A 16,078-nucleotide genomic window follows, 5' to 3' on the forward strand; every position below is an offset into this window, starting at 1 on the left:
CGGCTCCTGCCCTGACCGGCTTAGTGACAGACATCGTGCGCCGCGATCGATCGCATTTCAAGTGCGGCGCCTCGATGAGCATCGCATGACGTTGTCCCAAAACCGCTGCGCACTTTTTGGGCGACATGCTTCAGGCCATGGACTCATCCGCCTGCTGCCGCCGATCGAAAGCGCGCAGGCCGAAGAAGCCGGCGACAAAACCGCCAATATGGGCCTCCCAGGCGATCTGGCTGTCGATGCCGGGCGCGAAGGCCATGAGGCCGGTGACGAGATTGATCACCATCCAGATGGCGAGAAAGGTCACAACGCCGCGCGAGCGGAACACCGCCGCCATCGGCAGCGGCGCGCCGGCGAAGGCGGCTTTGCCGGACGAGCGGTCGATGCGGAAGCCAAAGCGGGCGGCGGCGCCCATCATGCCTGATATCGCACCCGACGCGCCGACCAGCGGCATCTGGCCGAGCGGATGCACGGTCCAGAACAGCACCACCGCCGCCAGCCCTGTCGCGGCGAAGAACAGGCTGAACCGAAGCGCGCCGAAGCGGTTCGCCAGCGGCGAGCCGAAAGCCGCCAGCCACACCATGTTGATGGCGAGATGGGCAAAGCCGCCATGCAGGAAGGCATAGGTGAACGGGCTCGAAAAAGCGTAGAAATCGAGATCGAAGCGACCGGAATAGCGGATCGGGATGAAGGCGGCCCGGATCAGCAGGGAGAAGTCCTGGTCGTCGGTGAGCCCATAGACCCGGATCAGGTGAACGACGACGCAGATGCCGATCACCGCCAGCACAACGGGCGGCAGGTTGAACACCGGCTCGCGGCCGATAGGCCCGCCCTCGCCCCGCTCGACTTCCGATGGGCTTGCTGGTTCGTTCATATGCCTTGCACTCGGTCCCTGGATTCGACTTCGCCAGCATCTAGGTCATGGCCAACCGAATCACAAAGGGCGAATCGCCCCAGCGAGCCAAAATGGGGGCGCGAATCAAAATGGGGCGCGAATCAAAAAGAAGCCGTCCAAGGTTGCCCTTGAACGGCTGGTCGAGCCCCCATGCTCCCCGAAACTCTTGACTGAAGTGCTGCCGATCGCTGCGAAACGACCGCTTCTGGAGTGGTTTTGGTGTGCCATGGACTTGGCGCGGGCGCAACGTAAACCACTTGTTAACCTTAATGACCCCCACCCGTGAACAAGTGTTAACGATGCTGGCACGCATCCTGCTCCGCAACGCATGTAGGTCCTCGGAGGGCGCCCTTCTGTTCACCGATGGGACATCAGACGACAGATTGCGCGGAGCAGCATAGCATGAACCAGAACGGATCGATCACGCTGTTCCATTATTGGAACCGGCTGCGTGACGGGCGCCCTGCCCCGAAGCGTTCGGAAGTCGAACCGGCCGACATCAAGTCGCTGCTGGCCGACACGTTCATCCTGGAAAAGGATACGCGTGGCGAAGCGGTGTTCCGGCTCGCAGGCACCAGGCTTTGCGCGGTCTATGGCCGCGAGCTCAAGGGGTTTTCCTTCCCGTCGCTGTGGCGGGAGAAGGACCAGCGGCTTGTCTCAAGGCTGATCCACGGCGTCTTGGACCAGAAATCCGTGGTGCTCATCACCTATGAAGGTTTCAGCCGCAGCAATCGCTCCAGCAAGTTCGAACTGCTCGCCCTGCCGCTCGACGGCGGCGTCGAAAATCCGCGCTGCCTCGGCGTGATAAGCGCCGCGGAAAAACCCTTCTGGCTGGGCGCGGATCCGATCGTCGACGCCTTGATCGATTCGATCCGCGCCGTCGATCCGGAGAAGGAGCCGATCTTCCCCAAGAACCGGCCGGCCATCGACGTCCCCTCGCTTGTCCCGTCGGAACTCGATCCGCCTGAAACGATTTCGGTGCTCGGCCACGCGCGCCGCATCCGTCATCTGGTCGTGTTCGACGGCGGGCGCGAGGAATAATCGCGAATCCTAAAGTAACGGTGCCAAGCTTTCCGCTTTGTTAACTTGCCTTGCTGTAATTTTCTGACGAAGTTCCTCGCATCAACGCGCGGAATGCCAAACGGGGTGTAGGCAGTCATGAGGTCAGCGGCGGTCGACACCGCGCCGTCTCGAGCTGAAAGGCGCAACTTTCAGCGCGTCCGCGTGAAGATCTACGGACGCTTCATGCTGGAGGATCGCACCGAACATCCGTGCCAGGTGGTCGATATGTCGCCGGGCAATGTTGCGCTTCGCACCGAGCGCATCGGTATGCCGGGCGAGAAAATCATCGCCTATATCGATCACATCGGCCGCGTCGAAGGCGTCGTCACCCGCATCCTGCAAGATGGTTTCGCGATGACGGTCATCGCGTCGGAACGCAAGAAGGACAAGCTCGCCGCGCAACTGACCTGGCTTGCCAACAAGCACGAGCTCGATCTGCCGGAAGACCGCCGTCACGAACGCGTGGCGCCGCGCAATCCGAGCAGCGTGCTTCAGCTCGCCGACGGGCGCCAGTACCAGTGCCGCATCATCGACCTGTCGCTTTCGGGCGCCGCGGTCGAGATCGACGTCAAGCCGGCAGTCGGCGTCCAGGTCATGCTGGGCACCATGCGCGGCCAGGTGGTGCGCCATTTCGAGGAAGGCGTCGCCATCGAGTTCGCCGTCATCCAGCGGCCAGAGACACTCGATTCCGAATTCAACGCACCCGGCGTCTGACAAACAGCAACACGCTGCCGCAATCGAACCGGCCTGTTTCCCAGATCCTATGGCCGATCAATCGCTTCAGACAAATGTCGGCTTCCAATCCTTGTGAAGGCGATCGATTGTCGATGTCGGCACTGTCCCTCATCTGGCTGCCGGCAGGCAGATGAGGGCAGCGCAAGCCTGTAGCGATTGCCCGGCCCATTTCGACCGTTTTTTGCTCCGGCTAGCCGACACGGCTTCGCGAAAAACGCCTCAACAATTTTATACTGAAATGATTCAAATTTTATGTTTATTCTATAGGCGTTTTACTTAATATCTACTTCGCGCTTTTGCGACGAATAAATCCAATCGTGTCATTGTCTCCTCAAACGGGGAGACTGGAACGATGACGAAGACGAGGGGCAAGCTGTTGCTCTTGGCAATGGCGATGCAGTTTTTCGCCGTGGGGACGGCGAACGCAGCGGGACCTGCCTTCATGCATACCGGCAGCCGCACCACCCAGCCGGTCGGTCATTACGAACTCTGCCAGCAGATCCCGCGGGAATGCAATGAACGGACGCCGAAGCAGGCGCCGGTCGAGCTGACCCGCAAGTTGTGGGCAAGGATCGTGAGCATCAACAATTCGGTCAACAGCGAGATTGCGCCGCGCACCGATATGGAACTGTGGGGCAAGGAAGAAGTCTGGTCTTATCCCAGCAGCGGGTTCGGCGACTGCGAGGACTATGCGCTGGCGAAGCGCCGCGCGTTGATGAGCATCGGCGTTCCGGCCGGCGACCTGCTGATGACGGTTGCGCGCCAGCCGAACGGAGACGGCCATGCGGTGCTGACCGTGCGCACCAGCCTCGGCGAGTTCATCCTCGACAATCTGGAAACCAGGGTGCTGTCCTGGACCGACACCGACTACACCTACCTGAAGCGCCAATCGAGCCGGAATTCGGGCGCTTGGGTGACGATCAACGACGGCCGTTCCGACGCGGTCGCCAGCGTCCGCTAAGGACACGACGCAAAAACCCGGTCGAGTCCCCACCCTCCCCGTCCCAACGACCGGGTTTAGGAGCCGGCCCCGTCCCCGGGCCGGCTCCACCGTTTCAAGTGACACCGGGGTTCCCGGTGGTGACAATCCGACTGGCACACGAGCAGATAAGGCATCCTTCCCTGGCGCATGCTATGGCTCAGTGCTGAGACGGAGGCGACGATGACGTGGTTTCTGCGCAACTGGATGTATGCCGGATTCATCGCAGGGCTGTTTTTGCTCGCGATCACACCGATCCTCGCCGACGCGCTAGTCCTTCCCGTGCTCTTCGTCTATTTGCAGCTCCCGGCCTACATGCTCCACCAGTTGGAGGAGCACCACGACGATCGCTTTCGCCGGTTCATAAACGACGGAGTGGCCGGCGTACGGGAGGCGCTGTCGACGCCAGCGGTTGTGGTCATCAATGTCGGCGTGTGGGTGGTGAACCTGATCGCGCTCTATCTTGCCCGCTTTGTCGATCTCGGCTGGGGGCTCATCGCCATCTATCTCACGTTGATCAACGCTCTGGTCCACATACTCGCGGCGATGGTCCAGCGCCGTTACAATCCGGGGCTGGTTACGGCCGTCGTACTGTTCCTGCCGGTTGGGCTTTATGCCCTGATGGTCATATCGCGCATGCCGGATGTCACGACGGCGATGCATGTCGTGGCTCTTGTGTTTGCGATCCTCGCCCACGCCGCGATTGGCGTGCATGTGAAACGGCGCGCGGCCACGCTGTCTGCGGGAGCGGCGCGAACACGCGCGGATCAGTCGTCCACGTAGAAGGCTGGTGAAGCGCTTCGTCTGCCCCATTTGGCAGACAGCAGCCAGTTGATCGAGTTTGCCCCCCGCGTCGCCCATCCACCAACCTTACGCCGATTTAATGTGCAAGCGAGCGGGAGAATTGCCATAAAGCCATGATATCGACGAGGCACCCTAAGTGTTGGATCGTGCCGTCGCGTCTACTTTACCTAGGGAACGGTAGACGGAGGTTCTTTTGCCAACCGGAGTGCCGATGGCCGCCTGGAAACAGATCGTTTTTGCACTTGCGATCCTCATCGCGGCCGCGGCCGCCTGGGTTCGCTTCTTTCCAGGCGCGCCGGATGTGCTGGCGCGCTGGGGGATCGACTGGGTTTATGCCGCGACGCCTCCGACGGGCGCCGTCGACAAGGCCGGGCAAGCAGGCGGCCGCAACGGCGCCGGCCAGCAGGTGACGGTCGTCGCATTGCCGGCGGCCTCGGCCACCATCAACGATCGCCTGCAGGCGATCGGCACCGGTCGCGCCAACGCCTCGGTGACGGTCAATCCCTACAGTACCGGCCGTCTCATCGAGTTCCTGGTCGAGTCCGGCGCCCATGTCGAAAAAGGACAGGTGATCGCAACCCTCGATTCCGACGCGGAGGAGATCGCACAGGACCGCGCCAAGGTTGCCTTGCAGGACGCGCAAGCCAAGCTCGACCGGGTCAAATCGCTGCGGGCTTCCAACGCCGCGACAGCAGTCGCGGTTGCCGATGCCGAAGTGGTGCTGGCCAATGCCAGGCTGGCGCTTCGCGACGCGGAACTGACCTTGCAGCGACGCTCGATCGTCGCGCCGATCGCCGGCGTCGTCGGTATCCTGCCGATCGCCGCCGGCAACTATGTGACCAGCCAGTCGGCGGTCGCCACGCTCGACGACCGCTCCAGCATACTGGTCGAATTCTGGGTGCCGGAACGCTTCGCCGCCGCCGTCAAGGTCGGCGCGCAACTGTCGGCAACGCCGATCGCCAATCCCAACAAAGCCTATACCGGCACGGTTTCCGCCATCGACAACCACATCGACGAAGCCAGCCGTACCCTTCTGGTCAAGGCAAAGATCGCCAATCCGGCCGATTCGCTGCGTGCCGGCATGTCCTTCCAGATCACCATGAAGTTCCCCGGCGACAGCTATCCGGCGGTCAGCCCGCTGGCGATCCAGTGGGGTTCGGACGGTGCCTATGTCTGGGCCATCGTGGACGGCAAGGCCAAGCGGGTGGCCGTGCGCATCATCCAGCGCAACACCGAGACCGTGCTGATCGACGCCCCGATCGTCAGCGGCGACATGGTAGTGACCGAAGGCACCCAGAGCGTCAGTGAAGGCGGCGAGGTCCGCATCGCCGGCGAAGAACAGCGCGCCGCGGACGCCGACGGCTGATGACCACAACCAACAACGCCGCCAGCGACACAGGCCTCACCGCGCTGTTCATCCGCAGGCCGGTGATGGCTTTCGTCCTGAACACATTGATCGCGGTTGCCGGCCTTGCCGCCTTTTACGGTGTCGAGGTTCGCGAACTGCCTGATGTCGACCGCGCCGTCATCACCGTTTCCACGACCTTCGACGGCGCCGCGGCCGAAACCGTCGATCGCGAGTTGACCGACACGATCGAGGGAGCGGTCGCCCGCGTCTCCGGCGTCAAGTCGATCTCGTCCACTTCGTCCTTCGGCTCGAACCGCGTCACCATCGAGTTCAACGATGGTGTCGACCTCGACGTCGCCGCCTCCGATGTGCGCGATGCCGTCGGCCGCGTCGCCGACCAGATGCCGGACGCGGCGGATGCGCCACGAATCGTCAAGGCCGATGCCAATTCCGAGCCGGTGATGCGGCTGGCCGTCACGTCCGACACCATGCCGGTGCAGGACATGACGGTGCTGGTCCAGGACCAGGTCGAGGACACGCTTGCCGCCGTGCCTGGCGTTGCCGACGTCCAGGTCTATGGCGACCGTGACAAGATCTTCCGCATCGATGTCGACCAGAACAAGCTCGCCAGCCTGGGCTTCACCGTCGCCGATCTCAGGGCGGCGCTGGCCTCGGTCGCGTTTGACTCCCCGGCGGGTTCGATCACCTCGACCAACCAGGATCTCATCGTGCGCACGACGGCGGACGTGACCACGCCGGAGGAGTTCGAAAACCTCATCATCGGCGGCACGACACGCATCCGCGACGTCGCCACCGTCACGCTCGGCCCCGACATCGGCCAGACCTCGCTGCGGTCGAACGGCAAGAACGGCATCGGTCTCGGCATCATCCGCCAGGCAGAATCGAACACGCTGGATATTTCGACCGGCGTGAGGGCCGCTGTCGACAAGCTGCAGGCGGATCTGCCCCAGGGCATGTCGATCAAGGTCACCAGCGACGATGCGGTCTTCGTCAACGGTGCGGTGCATGAGGTCGAGATCGCGCTCGGCCTGTCCGTCTCCATCGTGCTGATCGTCATCTACGTCTTTCTCCTCGACTGGCGCGCAACGCTCATTCCGGGGCTTGCTATGCCGGTCGCCATGATCGGGACGATCGCCGCGATCTATCTCGCCGGCTTCTCGGTCAACATATTGACGCTGCTCGCTTTGGTGCTGGCGACGGGCCTGGTCGTCGACGACGCCATCGTCGTCCTGGAAAACATCGTGAGACGACGCAACGAAGGCATGGGACCGCGCGCCGCAGCCGTGCTTGGCGCCCAGGAAGTGTTCTTCGCTGTCATTGCCACGACGCTGACGCTGGTCGCCGTCTTCGTGCCGATCTCCTTCCTGCCGGGCCAGACCGGCGGCCTGTTCCGCGAATTCGGCTTCGTGCTCGCCATATCGGTGCTTCTGTCGGCCATCGTGGCGCTGACCCTTTGTCCGATGCTTGCCTCGCGCATGCTGTCGGCCGCGCCGCTTCACCACGAAGGCGGCAACGGCGTCGGCGCCCGCATCGGCGGTGCGCTGAACACGCTCTACCGGCGCTGCCTGCGCATCTGCCTCGACGCGCCGTGGATAGTGCTTCTGGTCGCGGCGCTGTTTGCAGCCACCGCCTTCACGCTCTTCGGTACGATCCGCCAGGAACTGACGCCTACCGAGGACCGTGCCGTCGTGCTCATGCGCGTCGACGCGCCGCAAGGCGTCAGCCTCGACTACACGGCCGAACAGATGCAGAAGATCGAAAGACTGATCCAGCCGCTGCGCGATTCCGGCGAAATCCGCAACACGTTCGAGAGCGCCGGCCGGAACGGCGCCTACAATGCCGGCTTCATGGTGATGACGCTGGCGCCATGGGACGAGCGCACCCGCAGCCAGCAGCAGATCATGGCCGACATCAGCCGGCTCACCCGGCAGGTGCCGAGCGTGCGCGTCTTTCCGATGCAGCCCAACAGCCTCGGTATTCGCGGCGCAGGCAACGGCCTGCAGTTCGCGCTGGTCGGCAACAACCGCGCGGCGCTCGGCGAGGCCGCGGGGAAGATCATCGCCGAGATGCAGAAGGATCCCGGCTTCCAGTCGCCTCGGCTCTCCGTCGACCCGACGCAACCCCAGCTTTCCGTGGCCATCGACCGCGAGCGCGCTTCCGACCTCGGCATCGACATCACCGGGCTTGCCAACACCTTGCAGGCCATGCTCGACGGCAATGATGTCGTCGACGTCTATATCGCGGACCGCAGCTACGGGGTGAAACTCGTCTCGACGACCAACCCGATCAACGATCCGACCGATCTGGAGAACATCTTCCTGAAGACGGCCGACGGCCGCTTCGTGCCGATGTCGACCATCGCCGCCTTGACCGAGCGCGCCGTGCCGCCCTCGCTGACCCGCGAGCAGCAACAGCCGTCGGTGGCCATCACCTCCAACCTGAGCGGCGATCTCGCGCTCGGCCAGGCGCTCACCCGCGCCGTGGCAATCGCCACGCCGCTTCTGCCGCCGGGCAGCCGCATCGTGCCTTTGGCCGAGGCGGCGACGCTGGGCGAAACCAACAGCGCCATGATCACCATCTTCGGTTTTTCGCTGGTCATCATCCTGCTGGTGCTCGCCGCCCAGTTCGAGAGCTTCGTCAGCGCCATCATCATCATGGCGACGGTGCCGCTCGGCCTGGCCTGCGCGATCTTCGCCCTTCTGCTCGGCGGCACCAGCCTCAACGCCTACAGCCAGATCGGCCTGGTGCTGCTGGTCGGCGTCATGGCCAAGAACGGCATCCTGATCGTCGAGTTCGCCAATCAGTTGCGCGACCGCGGGCTCGGCGTGCGCGAGGCGATCGAGCAGGCTTCCACCATCCGGCTGCGGCCGGTGATGATGACGATGATCTGCACCGTGCTTGGCGGCGTGCCGCTGGTGCTGGCGAGCGGCGCCGGCGCCGAGGCGCGCATCGCGCTCGGCTGGGTGATCGTCGGCGGCCTGGGGCTGGCCACCGTCTCGACGCTGTTCCTGACGCCGGTTGCCTATCTGCTGCTCGGCCGCTTCGTGACGCCGAAGGTGGAAGAGGCATCACGGCTGAAGCGCGAGCTTGAGGAAGCCGCCTACACCAATGTCGAGCCGGCGGAGTAGGTTCGGTCAGGCCGCCTTCAGCATCGCGGCGGGGAGGTGTTCCCGAGCATCCAGCACTTCCATGCCAACGATGCGGCCTTCAGCATCATAGTCGAGGACTATGCCTGCGGAAACTTCCTCGCTTTCCCGGATCGCCTCCGAGGAGAGACGGATATAGGCAGCATTGGCTTCCGGATCATATTCGAGTTTCAGCGTCATTTCGGCCTTCTCGGCTCCGGCACTTTACCCGTGGCAACGATGACCGTACTTCGGGTAGCCTTGCCAACGCGAGCCCCTCACCCGGATGGCGAGAAGGCGCGGAGGAGTTGCAATGAGCTATCTGGACGAACTGTTTTCGGTCGCCGGCAAGACCGCGCTGGTGACCGGCGCTGCAACCGGCATCGGCCGCATGGCGGCGGCAGCACTGGTCAGGGCCGGCGCCACCGTGATGATCGCCTCGCGCAAGGGCGAGGATTGTATCAAGGTCGCCGGCGAATTGAACGGCCTCGGCGGGCCCGGCCGAGCCGAGGGGTTTGCCGGCGATGTTTCCAGCGAGGCCGGTATCGCGGCACTGGTCGCCGAGGTCAAGGCGCGGACAGAGCGGCTGAACATCCTGGTCAACAATGCCGGCATTTCCTGGGGCGCGCCGCTGGAAAGCTTCCCCTACCATGCCTGGGCCAAGGTGTTCGGTGTCAACGTCACCGCCGTCTTCCACCTGACGCGCGAGCTTCTGCCGCTACTCGATGCCGCCGCCAGCGATGCCGATCCGGCCCGGGTGATCAATCTGGGCTCGGTGATGGGTACGCAGCCGCTGGCCGACGACGCTTATTCCTACTCTGCCTCGAAGGCTGCGGTTCATCATCTGACGCGCACCTTGGCGATCGAGTTCGCGGCCCGCCGCATCACCGTCAACGCCTTCGCCCCCGGCCCCTTCCAGAGCCGGATGACGGCTTTCGCCACCGCGACCGAGCAGCAGGCAAGACATGTCGGCGGCCATGTTCCGCTTCGCCGCATCGGCGCGCCGGATGACATTGCCGGCGCAACGCTCTATTTGTGCAGTCGTGCCGGCAGCTACGTCACTGGCGCCATCCTGCCGATCGATGGCGGGCAATCGGTGCAGCATGGGCTGACACTGTTCAAGGAATGAAGGAAGCCGCTCGCGCCCCGGGCGGTTAAATGGAGGACATCAGCTTGGAACCGATCAGTCTCGATGTGCTTCTGGCCAGCGTCGGCAAGGAAGTCGGCGTGTCGCCGTGGCGGGTGGTCTCGCAACGCATGATCGACCAGTTCGCCGATGCCACCGACGACCACCAGTTCATCCATTGCGATCCGGAGCGCGCCAAGCGCGAGACGCCGTTCGGCGGCACCATCGCGCATGGCTTCCTGTCGCTTTCGCTTTTGTCGGCGATGACCTTCGAGACCATGCCGCCGCTCGAAAACAGCAAGATGGGCGTCAACCATGGCTTCGATTCGCTGCGCTTCCTGGCCCCGGTGAAGACCGGCGCCCGCATCCGCACCCGTTTCGTGCTGGCCGACGTCAAGGTCAGGCCATCGGGCTGGGTGCAGACGGCGCACGACGTGACCATCGAGATCGAGGGTTCGAAAAAGCCGGCATTGACCGCGCGCTGGCTGACGCTGACGCTGATCGAACGCCAGCCAGAGGCGGTATAATGGCGCGAAATGGCGAGGCGGCGGGGCAACATCGGTAACCCTGTTGGGGCGATCATCTTGTCCAATTCCGTACAGCGTATATAAATTAGCCAGCCACCAACCGACACCGCCAACAACCAAGGCAGGCGAAAATTGCCGCTCAGCGTCCAGACACGCCGCGAGAAACAAAAGGCCGAACTGCGCTCCGAACTTGTCGCTGCGGCGCACAAGCTCGTGCAGGAGGAAGGCTATGAGGGCCTCACCATCCGCAAGCTGGCCAAGCGCGTCGGCTATGCGCCGATGTCGGTCTATTCCTATTTCGCCGACAAGCAGGACATCTTGTTCGCGCTGGCCGAGGATGCGTTCCAGACTTTGGCCAAGCGTATCGAGGATCACCCGGCCGACGATCCAATCGAGGCGCTAAAGGTGATCATGACCGAATACGCGGCCTTCGGACTTGGCAATCCCAACGAATATCGCACGGTGTTCATGACCGAAAAGGTCAAGCCCCCGGAAGGCAAGACCTTCGCCGAGATGCAAGAGGGCAATCCGTTGATGAAGGTGCTGATCGAAAGGGTCGAGGCCTGCGTTGCCGCCGGCAAGCTCAAGGGCGATCCGCGCGCCATCGCCACCATGCTGTGGGCGGTTGGCCACGGCACGATCTCGCTGCTGATCACCTTTCCCTTCTATCCGTTCGGCGACCAGCAGGCTTTCGTGACGCGGATGTGTGACTTCGCGCTTGCCGCGCTGGCCACGCAGGACGTGCCGCCGCTGACGGAGGCGCCGGTCAACTGCTGCCCGTAAACCAACGATCACCTTGGGCGAAGGGCGAGATTAACAGTCTCGGCCGCCATGCTCATGCGGCTCGCACGCCTTTCCTGCCTTTCGAATCTCAGCGTTTCAAAATTATCGTACATGTACGATTTCTTCTTGAACTCCGCATTCGCCGGCCGTATCTGTACGTTATGCCGTACATGTACGAATTCAATTCAGCCACCGAAACTGGAGACAGATCATGAAAAAGACAATCCTCGCCCTCGCCGCCGTACTGGCATTCTCGGGCGCGGCCTACGCTAGCCAGAACCAGCCCGGCAAGCAGGCGCCGGACGCGGCCTGCGTCGACGCCAGCGTCAAGCTCGACTGCGGTGCGACCGGCTCGGTCGAAAAGGCAGGCGCGGCCAAGGGCTCGACTGAAAACAAGGACCCGCGGCTCGGCATCGACATCGATCCGTGGATCGTGCCCAGCACGTTCTGAGGTTCGAAAACAGATGGGCGGCAGGAAATCCTGACCGCCCGGTTTCGCGGCCATTTCAGCCCGGCCCGCTGGAGCTGGTTGGAAGCTATTTCCTGCGCTTCTTCATTCCGGCCACGCTCTTGGCCTTGCCGGGCTTTGCAGGAGCGCCCGAGATCGAAGTCCCGGTGATCGACACCGGATCGCTGGCGGGAAACGTATCCTCGAGCCCTTCCTCGAGTTCCTCTTCAATGTTCGGTTCTTGATGTTGCTCGTGTTCGAGAGAACGCACGGCCGACGTCTTCTGGACCGGTGACTTCGGCGCGGATTTCGACGGCATCGATATTCTCCCTCGACTTGCTCGGGCAAACGGTCGAGTGCAGCGAATGTTCCTAAGCCGCCGCGTCGCCTGCCGCCTCAGACAGGAAAGTAAAGACATAGTCGGAGAAGGAACGCCAGCATTCGACCCGGAAAGTGTTTGTCGCGGTGCGCAACAGCACGATCTCGACCTTGCCCAGAATGGTGCGCGAGGCCGCGCCCACGGGAAAGGCGCCGAGCGACAGATCCTGCGGACAGCCTGAATTGATCGTCGCCGCCGCTGCAGGGCCGGCGACTGATATGGCGATGTTGCGATGCGAGATGCCGACCGCCGAATGCAGCGCGGTGACTTTCGCGCACTCGGCGAGCGGATCCCTGCCGGCCTCGTCGATGATCAGCCATTCGTCCGGTCCGAGCCATAGCGCCGTGCGGCCGGCTTTTGCGGCTGACGTCTTCGGTTTTCTCGGCAAGGTCACGCCAAGCGCCTTGGAAAGCGCCGCGACGGACGCGTCCGGCGCACGCAGCGAAATGCGCTCCGCCGGTGGCAACACAGCAAGCGTCACGCCAGCGGCGGAAAGCTCCTGGCCGGCGAGCGCGGCGCGGCGTCCGGCCGGCGTGGGAGCAGCAATTTTGTTAGCAGCAGCCTTAGCCATTAAGGCGCCCCCCTTCTCGTCGAAGAACACCATGCCGGTGACCTCCACCTCGATCGTTCCGTCAGGCATCGGCACATAGAGCGTTTCGCCCATCCGGTCGCGGCCGCCGGCAACCAGAGCCAGCGCGATCGAGCGGCCGCAATTTTCCGACCAGTAGCTGGAGGTGACATGGCCGATCATTTTCATCGGGATCGCCTGCTTCGGATCAGCGACGATCTGCGCGCCTTCTTCCAGCACCACCTTGGGATCCTTGGTCTTCAGGCCGACAAGCTGCTTGCGGCCCTTGGCGACGAGATCCGGCCGCGCCATGCCCCTGATACCGACAAAGTCGGTCTTCTTCTTGCCGACCGCCCAGTCGAGGCCGGCATCGTTCGGCGTCACCGTGCCGTCGGTGTCCTGGCCGACGATGATGTAGCCCTTTTCGGCGCGCAGCACGTGCATCGACTCGGTGCCGTAGGCGCAGGCGCCATGCTTCTGGCCCTCGGCCCACAGCGCTTCCCAGACGGCCTGGCCATAATCGGCCGGCACGTTGACCTCGAAGCCGCGTTCGCCGCTGAACGACATGCGGAACAGCCGTGTCGGCACGCCGCAGATCCTGCCCTCGCGCACCGACATATGCGGCAGCGCCTCGTCCGACATGTCGATGCCTTCGACCAGCGGCGCGATGATGTCGCGTGACTTCGGCCCTTGCACGGCGATGACAGCCCACTGCTCGGTGATCGAGGTCAGCCAGACATTGAGATGCGGGAACTCGGTCTGGAGATAATCTTCCATATGGTTCATGACACGCGGCGCGCCGCCCGTCGTCGTCGTCACATGGAAGCGGTCCGGCGCCAGTCTGCCCACCACGCCGTCGTCATAGATGAAACCGTCCTCGCGCAGCATGATGCCATAGCGGCAGCGGCCGGGCTCCAGTTTCTCCCACGGGTTGGTGTAGAGCAGTTCCATGAACTTCGCCGCATCCGGCCCAACCACCTCGATCTTGCCCAGGGTCGAAGCGTCGAACAGGCCGGCCGTCTTGCGCACGGTGACGCACTCACGATCCACGGCGGCATGCATGTCCTCGCCCGCCCTGGGAAAATACCAGGCGCGCTTCCACTGGCCGACATCCTCGAACGCCGCACCTTGGGCCTCTGCCCAGGGGTGGATCGCCGTCTTGCGCGTCGGGTCGAACAGCGGACCCCGCGCGTGTCCGACGATCGAGCCGAAGGTCACCGGCGTGTAGGGCGCCCGGAACGTCGTCAGGCCGACTTGCGGGATCGGCTTGCCGAGTGTCTCGGCAGCGATAGCCAGGCCGTGCATGTTCGACGTCTTGCCCTGGTCGGTCGCCATGCCGTTGGTGGTAAAGCGCTTGACGTGCTCGATCGAGTGCATGCCCTCATGCACCGCCTGGCGGATGTCCTTGGCGGTGACGTCGTTCTGGAAATCGACGAAGGCCTTGACCGTCGTACTCGGCCCGGCGCCGGGCGCCGCACCCAGCATGCCGCGCGACCAGCTCTCGCCGGCGTCGACCTTCGGCTTGGTTCCCTTGACCGCGCTGGCGCCGGCGTCCTTCGCTGCCTCGGCGCCCGCCGCATAGGCCTCGTCGATCGTCGCCGACAGCCCGTCGGTGCCGTTGCAGGCGCCGACCGAGACGCAGTCCTGCGCGTAAGTGCCGGGCACGAAGCGCTGGGTCTCGTCGTTGAAGGCGACCTTGCCGCGCGATTGCGAGAACAGATGCACCGAAGGTGTCCAGCCGGCCGACATCAGGATCGCGTCGACGGGAATGGTGCGCTCGCCGCCGCCATTCTTCGGCTGCACGGTCATCGACGACACCCGCAATTTGCCGCTGGCGCGGATCACCGCGCGGCCGAAATTGACCTCGATGCCGAGCGCCCTCGCCTCGTCGATCACCGGTCCGGTGGGATGGTCGCGCAGGTCGACGATGGCCGCCACGTTGACGCCGGCCTTCTTCAGGTCGATCGCTGCCGCATAGGCTGAGTCATTGGCAGTGTAGACGCCGACATTCCTGCCGACGGCGACGCCATAATGGTTGAGAAAGGTGCGCGCCGCCGACGCCAGCATGATGCCCGGCCGGTCGTTGTCGGCGAACACCATGTGCCGCTCGATCGCGCCCGTCGCCAGCACCACGCGTTTGGCGCGGATCTGCCACAGCCGCTCGCGCGGCAGCTCGCGGCCGGGATTTTGCAGATGGTCGCTGACGCGCTCGACCAGCCCGACGAAATTCTGCGCGTAATAGCCGAAGGCCGTGGTTCGGGAGAGCACTTGGACATTGTCCATGGCCTCGAGCTTCGCGACCGCCGCCTGCGCCCAGGCAAAACCGCCCTGCCCCTCGATCCGCGCGCCGCTCTCGAAACGCAGGCTGCCGCCGAAATCCGCCTGCTCGTCGGCAAGGATGACGCGCATGCCGGTCTCGGCCGCGGCAAGCGCGGCGGCGATGCCGGCAGCACCTCCGCCAAGCACCAGCACGTCGCAATGGGCAAAGCGCGCCGAATAATGGTCGGGATCGGGTTGGTCGGGGGCTACGCCAAGGCCGGCCGCTGCCCGGATCTTGGGTTCGTAGAAGGTCTTCCAGGCGGCCTTCGGCCACATGAAGGTCTTGTAGTAGAAACCGGCTGAAAACAGCGGCGAGGCGATGTCGTTGACAGCGCCGACGTCGAAGGACAGCGAGGGCCAGCGGTTCTGCGACTGCGCCGTCAGCCCGTCATAGAGCTCCTGCACGGTGGCGCGGACGTTCGGCGTCTTCCTGGCCGCGTCGCGCTTGATCTCGACCAGCGCATTGGGCTCCTCCGCGCCGGCCGACAGGAAGCCGCGCGGCCGGTGGTATTTGAACGAGCGGCCAACCAGATGGACGCCGTTGGCAAGCAGCGCCGAGGCCAGCGTGTCGCCCTCGACGCCGGCATAGGACTGGCCGTCGAAACTGAAGCGGGCCGTCTCCGCCTGCTTGAGGCGCCCGGCGCCGGGAATGCGGAACACGGCATTCATTTGGAGGCTCCCGGCAACTTCGAGGGCTTCGGCTCGCCGGCCTTGTAGGTCATCAGGAACCTGTCGCTGACGGTGTCGCGCACCGCGTTGAAGAACCGCGCGCAGCCATGCATGTGCCGCCAGCGCTCATAGATGATGCCTTTGGGGTTCGAGCGGATGAAGAAGAACTTTTCGAAGTCGTCATCGGTCTCGCCGGCCATGTTTGCCGAACGCGCGATATGCGCCTCGCCGGCGTTGCGGAACTCGAGTTCCGGACGCTCTTCCTCGCAATAGGGGCAGCGGATGAGAAGCAT

General features: G+C 63.9%; 15 protein-coding genes and 1 pseudogene. 10 read left to right on the forward strand and 6 right to left on the reverse strand.

Annotation, left to right across the window (positions count from 1 at the left end):
- Positions 1-130: 130 nt before the first annotated feature.
- Positions 131-871 (reverse strand): rhomboid family intramembrane serine protease, encoded by a 741-nt coding sequence (locus EJ066_RS24705; protein WP_126042570.1) that lies wholly within the window; start codon positions 869-871, stop codon positions 131-133.
- Positions 872-1,294: 423 nt separating this feature from the next.
- Between EJ066_RS24705 and EJ066_RS24710 the strand changes: the two genes are divergently transcribed.
- From EJ066_RS24710 to EJ066_RS24735, 6 genes are all read left to right on the forward strand, one after another.
- A complete protein-coding gene (locus tag EJ066_RS24710) occupies positions 1,295-1,933 on the forward strand; it encodes a PAS domain-containing protein (protein WP_126042572.1) in 639 nt (212 codons plus the stop codon).
- Between the two features lie 117 nt (positions 1,934-2,050).
- Positions 2,051-2,668, forward strand: coding sequence for a PilZ domain-containing protein (locus EJ066_RS24715; RefSeq protein WP_126042574.1), 618 nt, complete (start codon positions 2,051-2,053; stop codon positions 2,666-2,668).
- Positions 2,669-3,041: 373 nt separating this feature from the next.
- Positions 3,042-3,650, forward strand: a complete 609-nt coding sequence (locus EJ066_RS24720; RefSeq protein WP_126042576.1) for a transglutaminase-like cysteine peptidase — start codon at positions 3,042-3,044, stop codon at positions 3,648-3,650.
- Between the two features lie 201 nt (positions 3,651-3,851).
- On the forward strand, positions 3,852-4,451 hold the full coding sequence (locus EJ066_RS24725; RefSeq protein ID WP_189644358.1) for an HXXEE domain-containing protein: 600 nt from the start codon (positions 3,852-3,854) through the stop codon (positions 4,449-4,451).
- Between the two features lie 232 nt (positions 4,452-4,683).
- Entirely contained in the window at positions 4,684-5,838 is a 1,155-nt protein-coding gene (locus EJ066_RS24730; protein ID WP_126042580.1) for an efflux RND transporter periplasmic adaptor subunit, read from the forward strand.
- Complete coding sequence (locus EJ066_RS24735) at positions 5,838-8,969, forward strand: efflux RND transporter permease subunit (protein WP_126042582.1); 3,132 nt, start codon at positions 5,838-5,840, stop codon at positions 8,967-8,969. The genes EJ066_RS24730 and EJ066_RS24735 overlap by 1 nt, the downstream gene beginning before the upstream one ends.
- 6 nt (positions 8,970-8,975) lie before the next feature.
- Here EJ066_RS24735 and EJ066_RS24740 read toward each other — a convergent pair whose 3' ends face one another.
- Positions 8,976-9,167 carry a DUF2283 domain-containing protein gene (locus tag EJ066_RS24740; protein WP_126042583.1) on the reverse strand — a complete coding sequence of 64 codons (192 nt, stop codon included), beginning with the start codon at positions 9,165-9,167 and terminating at the stop codon, positions 8,976-8,978.
- 112 nt (positions 9,168-9,279) lie between these two features.
- Here EJ066_RS24740 and EJ066_RS24745 point away from each other — a divergent pair, with 112 nt between their 5' ends.
- From EJ066_RS24745 to EJ066_RS24760, 4 genes are all read left to right on the forward strand, one after another.
- A complete protein-coding gene (locus EJ066_RS24745; RefSeq protein WP_126042584.1) occupies positions 9,280-10,095 on the forward strand; it encodes an SDR family oxidoreductase in 816 nt (271 codons plus the stop codon).
- 29 nt (positions 10,096-10,124) lie between these two features.
- Positions 10,125-10,619, forward strand: a complete 495-nt coding sequence (locus EJ066_RS24750; RefSeq protein ID WP_189644359.1) for a MaoC family dehydratase — start codon at positions 10,125-10,127, stop codon at positions 10,617-10,619.
- A 132-nt stretch (positions 10,620-10,751) separates the two neighbouring features.
- Entirely contained in the window at positions 10,752-11,402 is a 651-nt protein-coding gene (locus EJ066_RS24755; RefSeq protein ID WP_126042586.1) for a TetR/AcrR family transcriptional regulator, read from the forward strand.
- Between the two features lie 211 nt (positions 11,403-11,613).
- Entirely contained in the window at positions 11,614-11,853 is a 240-nt protein-coding gene (locus EJ066_RS24760; protein ID WP_126042587.1) for a DUF680 domain-containing protein, read from the forward strand.
- An 85-nt stretch (positions 11,854-11,938) separates the two neighbouring features.
- Here EJ066_RS24760 and EJ066_RS24765 read toward each other — a convergent pair whose 3' ends face one another.
- The 4 genes and pseudogenes from EJ066_RS24765 to EJ066_RS24775 form a co-directional block, all read right to left on the reverse strand.
- Complete coding sequence (locus tag EJ066_RS24765; RefSeq protein ID WP_126042588.1) at positions 11,939-12,169, reverse strand: hypothetical protein; 231 nt, start codon at positions 12,167-12,169, stop codon at positions 11,939-11,941.
- 52 nt (positions 12,170-12,221) lie between these two features.
- Positions 12,222-12,800 (reverse strand): sarcosine oxidase subunit gamma, encoded by a 579-nt coding sequence (locus tag EJ066_RS32195; protein WP_245455233.1) that lies wholly within the window; start codon positions 12,798-12,800, stop codon positions 12,222-12,224.
- Positions 12,801-15,785 (reverse strand): annotated as a pseudogene (locus tag EJ066_RS24770) (sarcosine oxidase subunit alpha); the annotation flags it as partial.
- Entirely contained in the window at positions 15,782-16,078 is a 297-nt protein-coding gene (locus EJ066_RS24775) for a sarcosine oxidase subunit delta (RefSeq protein ID WP_126042590.1), read from the reverse strand. The gene EJ066_RS24775 and the pseudogene EJ066_RS24770, both read right to left, overlap by 4 nt.

Source organism: Mesorhizobium sp. M9A.F.Ca.ET.002.03.1.2, from assembly GCF_003952365.1.
In the GTDB taxonomy this organism is placed as follows: Bacteria; Pseudomonadota; Alphaproteobacteria; order Rhizobiales; family Rhizobiaceae; genus Mesorhizobium.

What these genes read in the sequence shown, in the direction of transcription:
- EJ066_RS32195 (WP_245455233.1), bottom strand. Translation starts at nt 12,800, where the DNA reads ATGGCTAAGGCTGCTGCTAACAAAATTGCTGCTCCCACGCCGGCCGGA.
- EJ066_RS24710 (WP_126042572.1), top strand. Translation starts at nt 1,295, where the DNA reads ATGAACCAGAACGGATCGATCACGCTGTTCCATTATTGGAACCGGCTG.
- EJ066_RS24730 (WP_126042580.1), top strand. Translation starts at nt 4,684, where the DNA reads ATGGCCGCCTGGAAACAGATCGTTTTTGCACTTGCGATCCTCATCGCG.
- EJ066_RS24775 (WP_126042590.1), bottom strand. Translation starts at nt 16,078, where the DNA reads ATGCTTCTCATCCGCTGCCCCTATTGCGAGGAAGAGCGTCCGGAACTC.
- EJ066_RS24720 (WP_126042576.1), top strand. Translation starts at nt 3,042, where the DNA reads ATGACGAAGACGAGGGGCAAGCTGTTGCTCTTGGCAATGGCGATGCAG.
- EJ066_RS24705 (WP_126042570.1), bottom strand. Translation starts at nt 871, where the DNA reads ATGAACGAACCAGCAAGCCCATCGGAAGTCGAGCGGGGCGAGGGCGGG.
- EJ066_RS24740 (WP_126042583.1), bottom strand. Translation starts at nt 9,167, where the DNA reads ATGACGCTGAAACTCGAATATGATCCGGAAGCCAATGCTGCCTATATC.
- EJ066_RS24765 (WP_126042588.1), bottom strand. Translation starts at nt 12,169, where the DNA reads ATGCCGTCGAAATCCGCGCCGAAGTCACCGGTCCAGAAGACGTCGGCC.
- EJ066_RS24750 (WP_189644359.1), top strand. Translation starts at nt 10,125, where the DNA reads ATGGAGGACATCAGCTTGGAACCGATCAGTCTCGATGTGCTTCTGGCC.
- EJ066_RS24725 (WP_189644358.1), top strand. Translation starts at nt 3,852, where the DNA reads ATGACGTGGTTTCTGCGCAACTGGATGTATGCCGGATTCATCGCAGGG.
- EJ066_RS24745 (WP_126042584.1), top strand. Translation starts at nt 9,280, where the DNA reads ATGAGCTATCTGGACGAACTGTTTTCGGTCGCCGGCAAGACCGCGCTG.
- EJ066_RS24760 (WP_126042587.1), top strand. Translation starts at nt 11,614, where the DNA reads ATGAAAAAGACAATCCTCGCCCTCGCCGCCGTACTGGCATTCTCGGGC.
- EJ066_RS24735 (WP_126042582.1), top strand. Translation starts at nt 5,838, where the DNA reads ATGACCACAACCAACAACGCCGCCAGCGACACAGGCCTCACCGCGCTG.
- EJ066_RS24715 (WP_126042574.1), top strand. Translation starts at nt 2,051, where the DNA reads ATGAGGTCAGCGGCGGTCGACACCGCGCCGTCTCGAGCTGAAAGGCGC.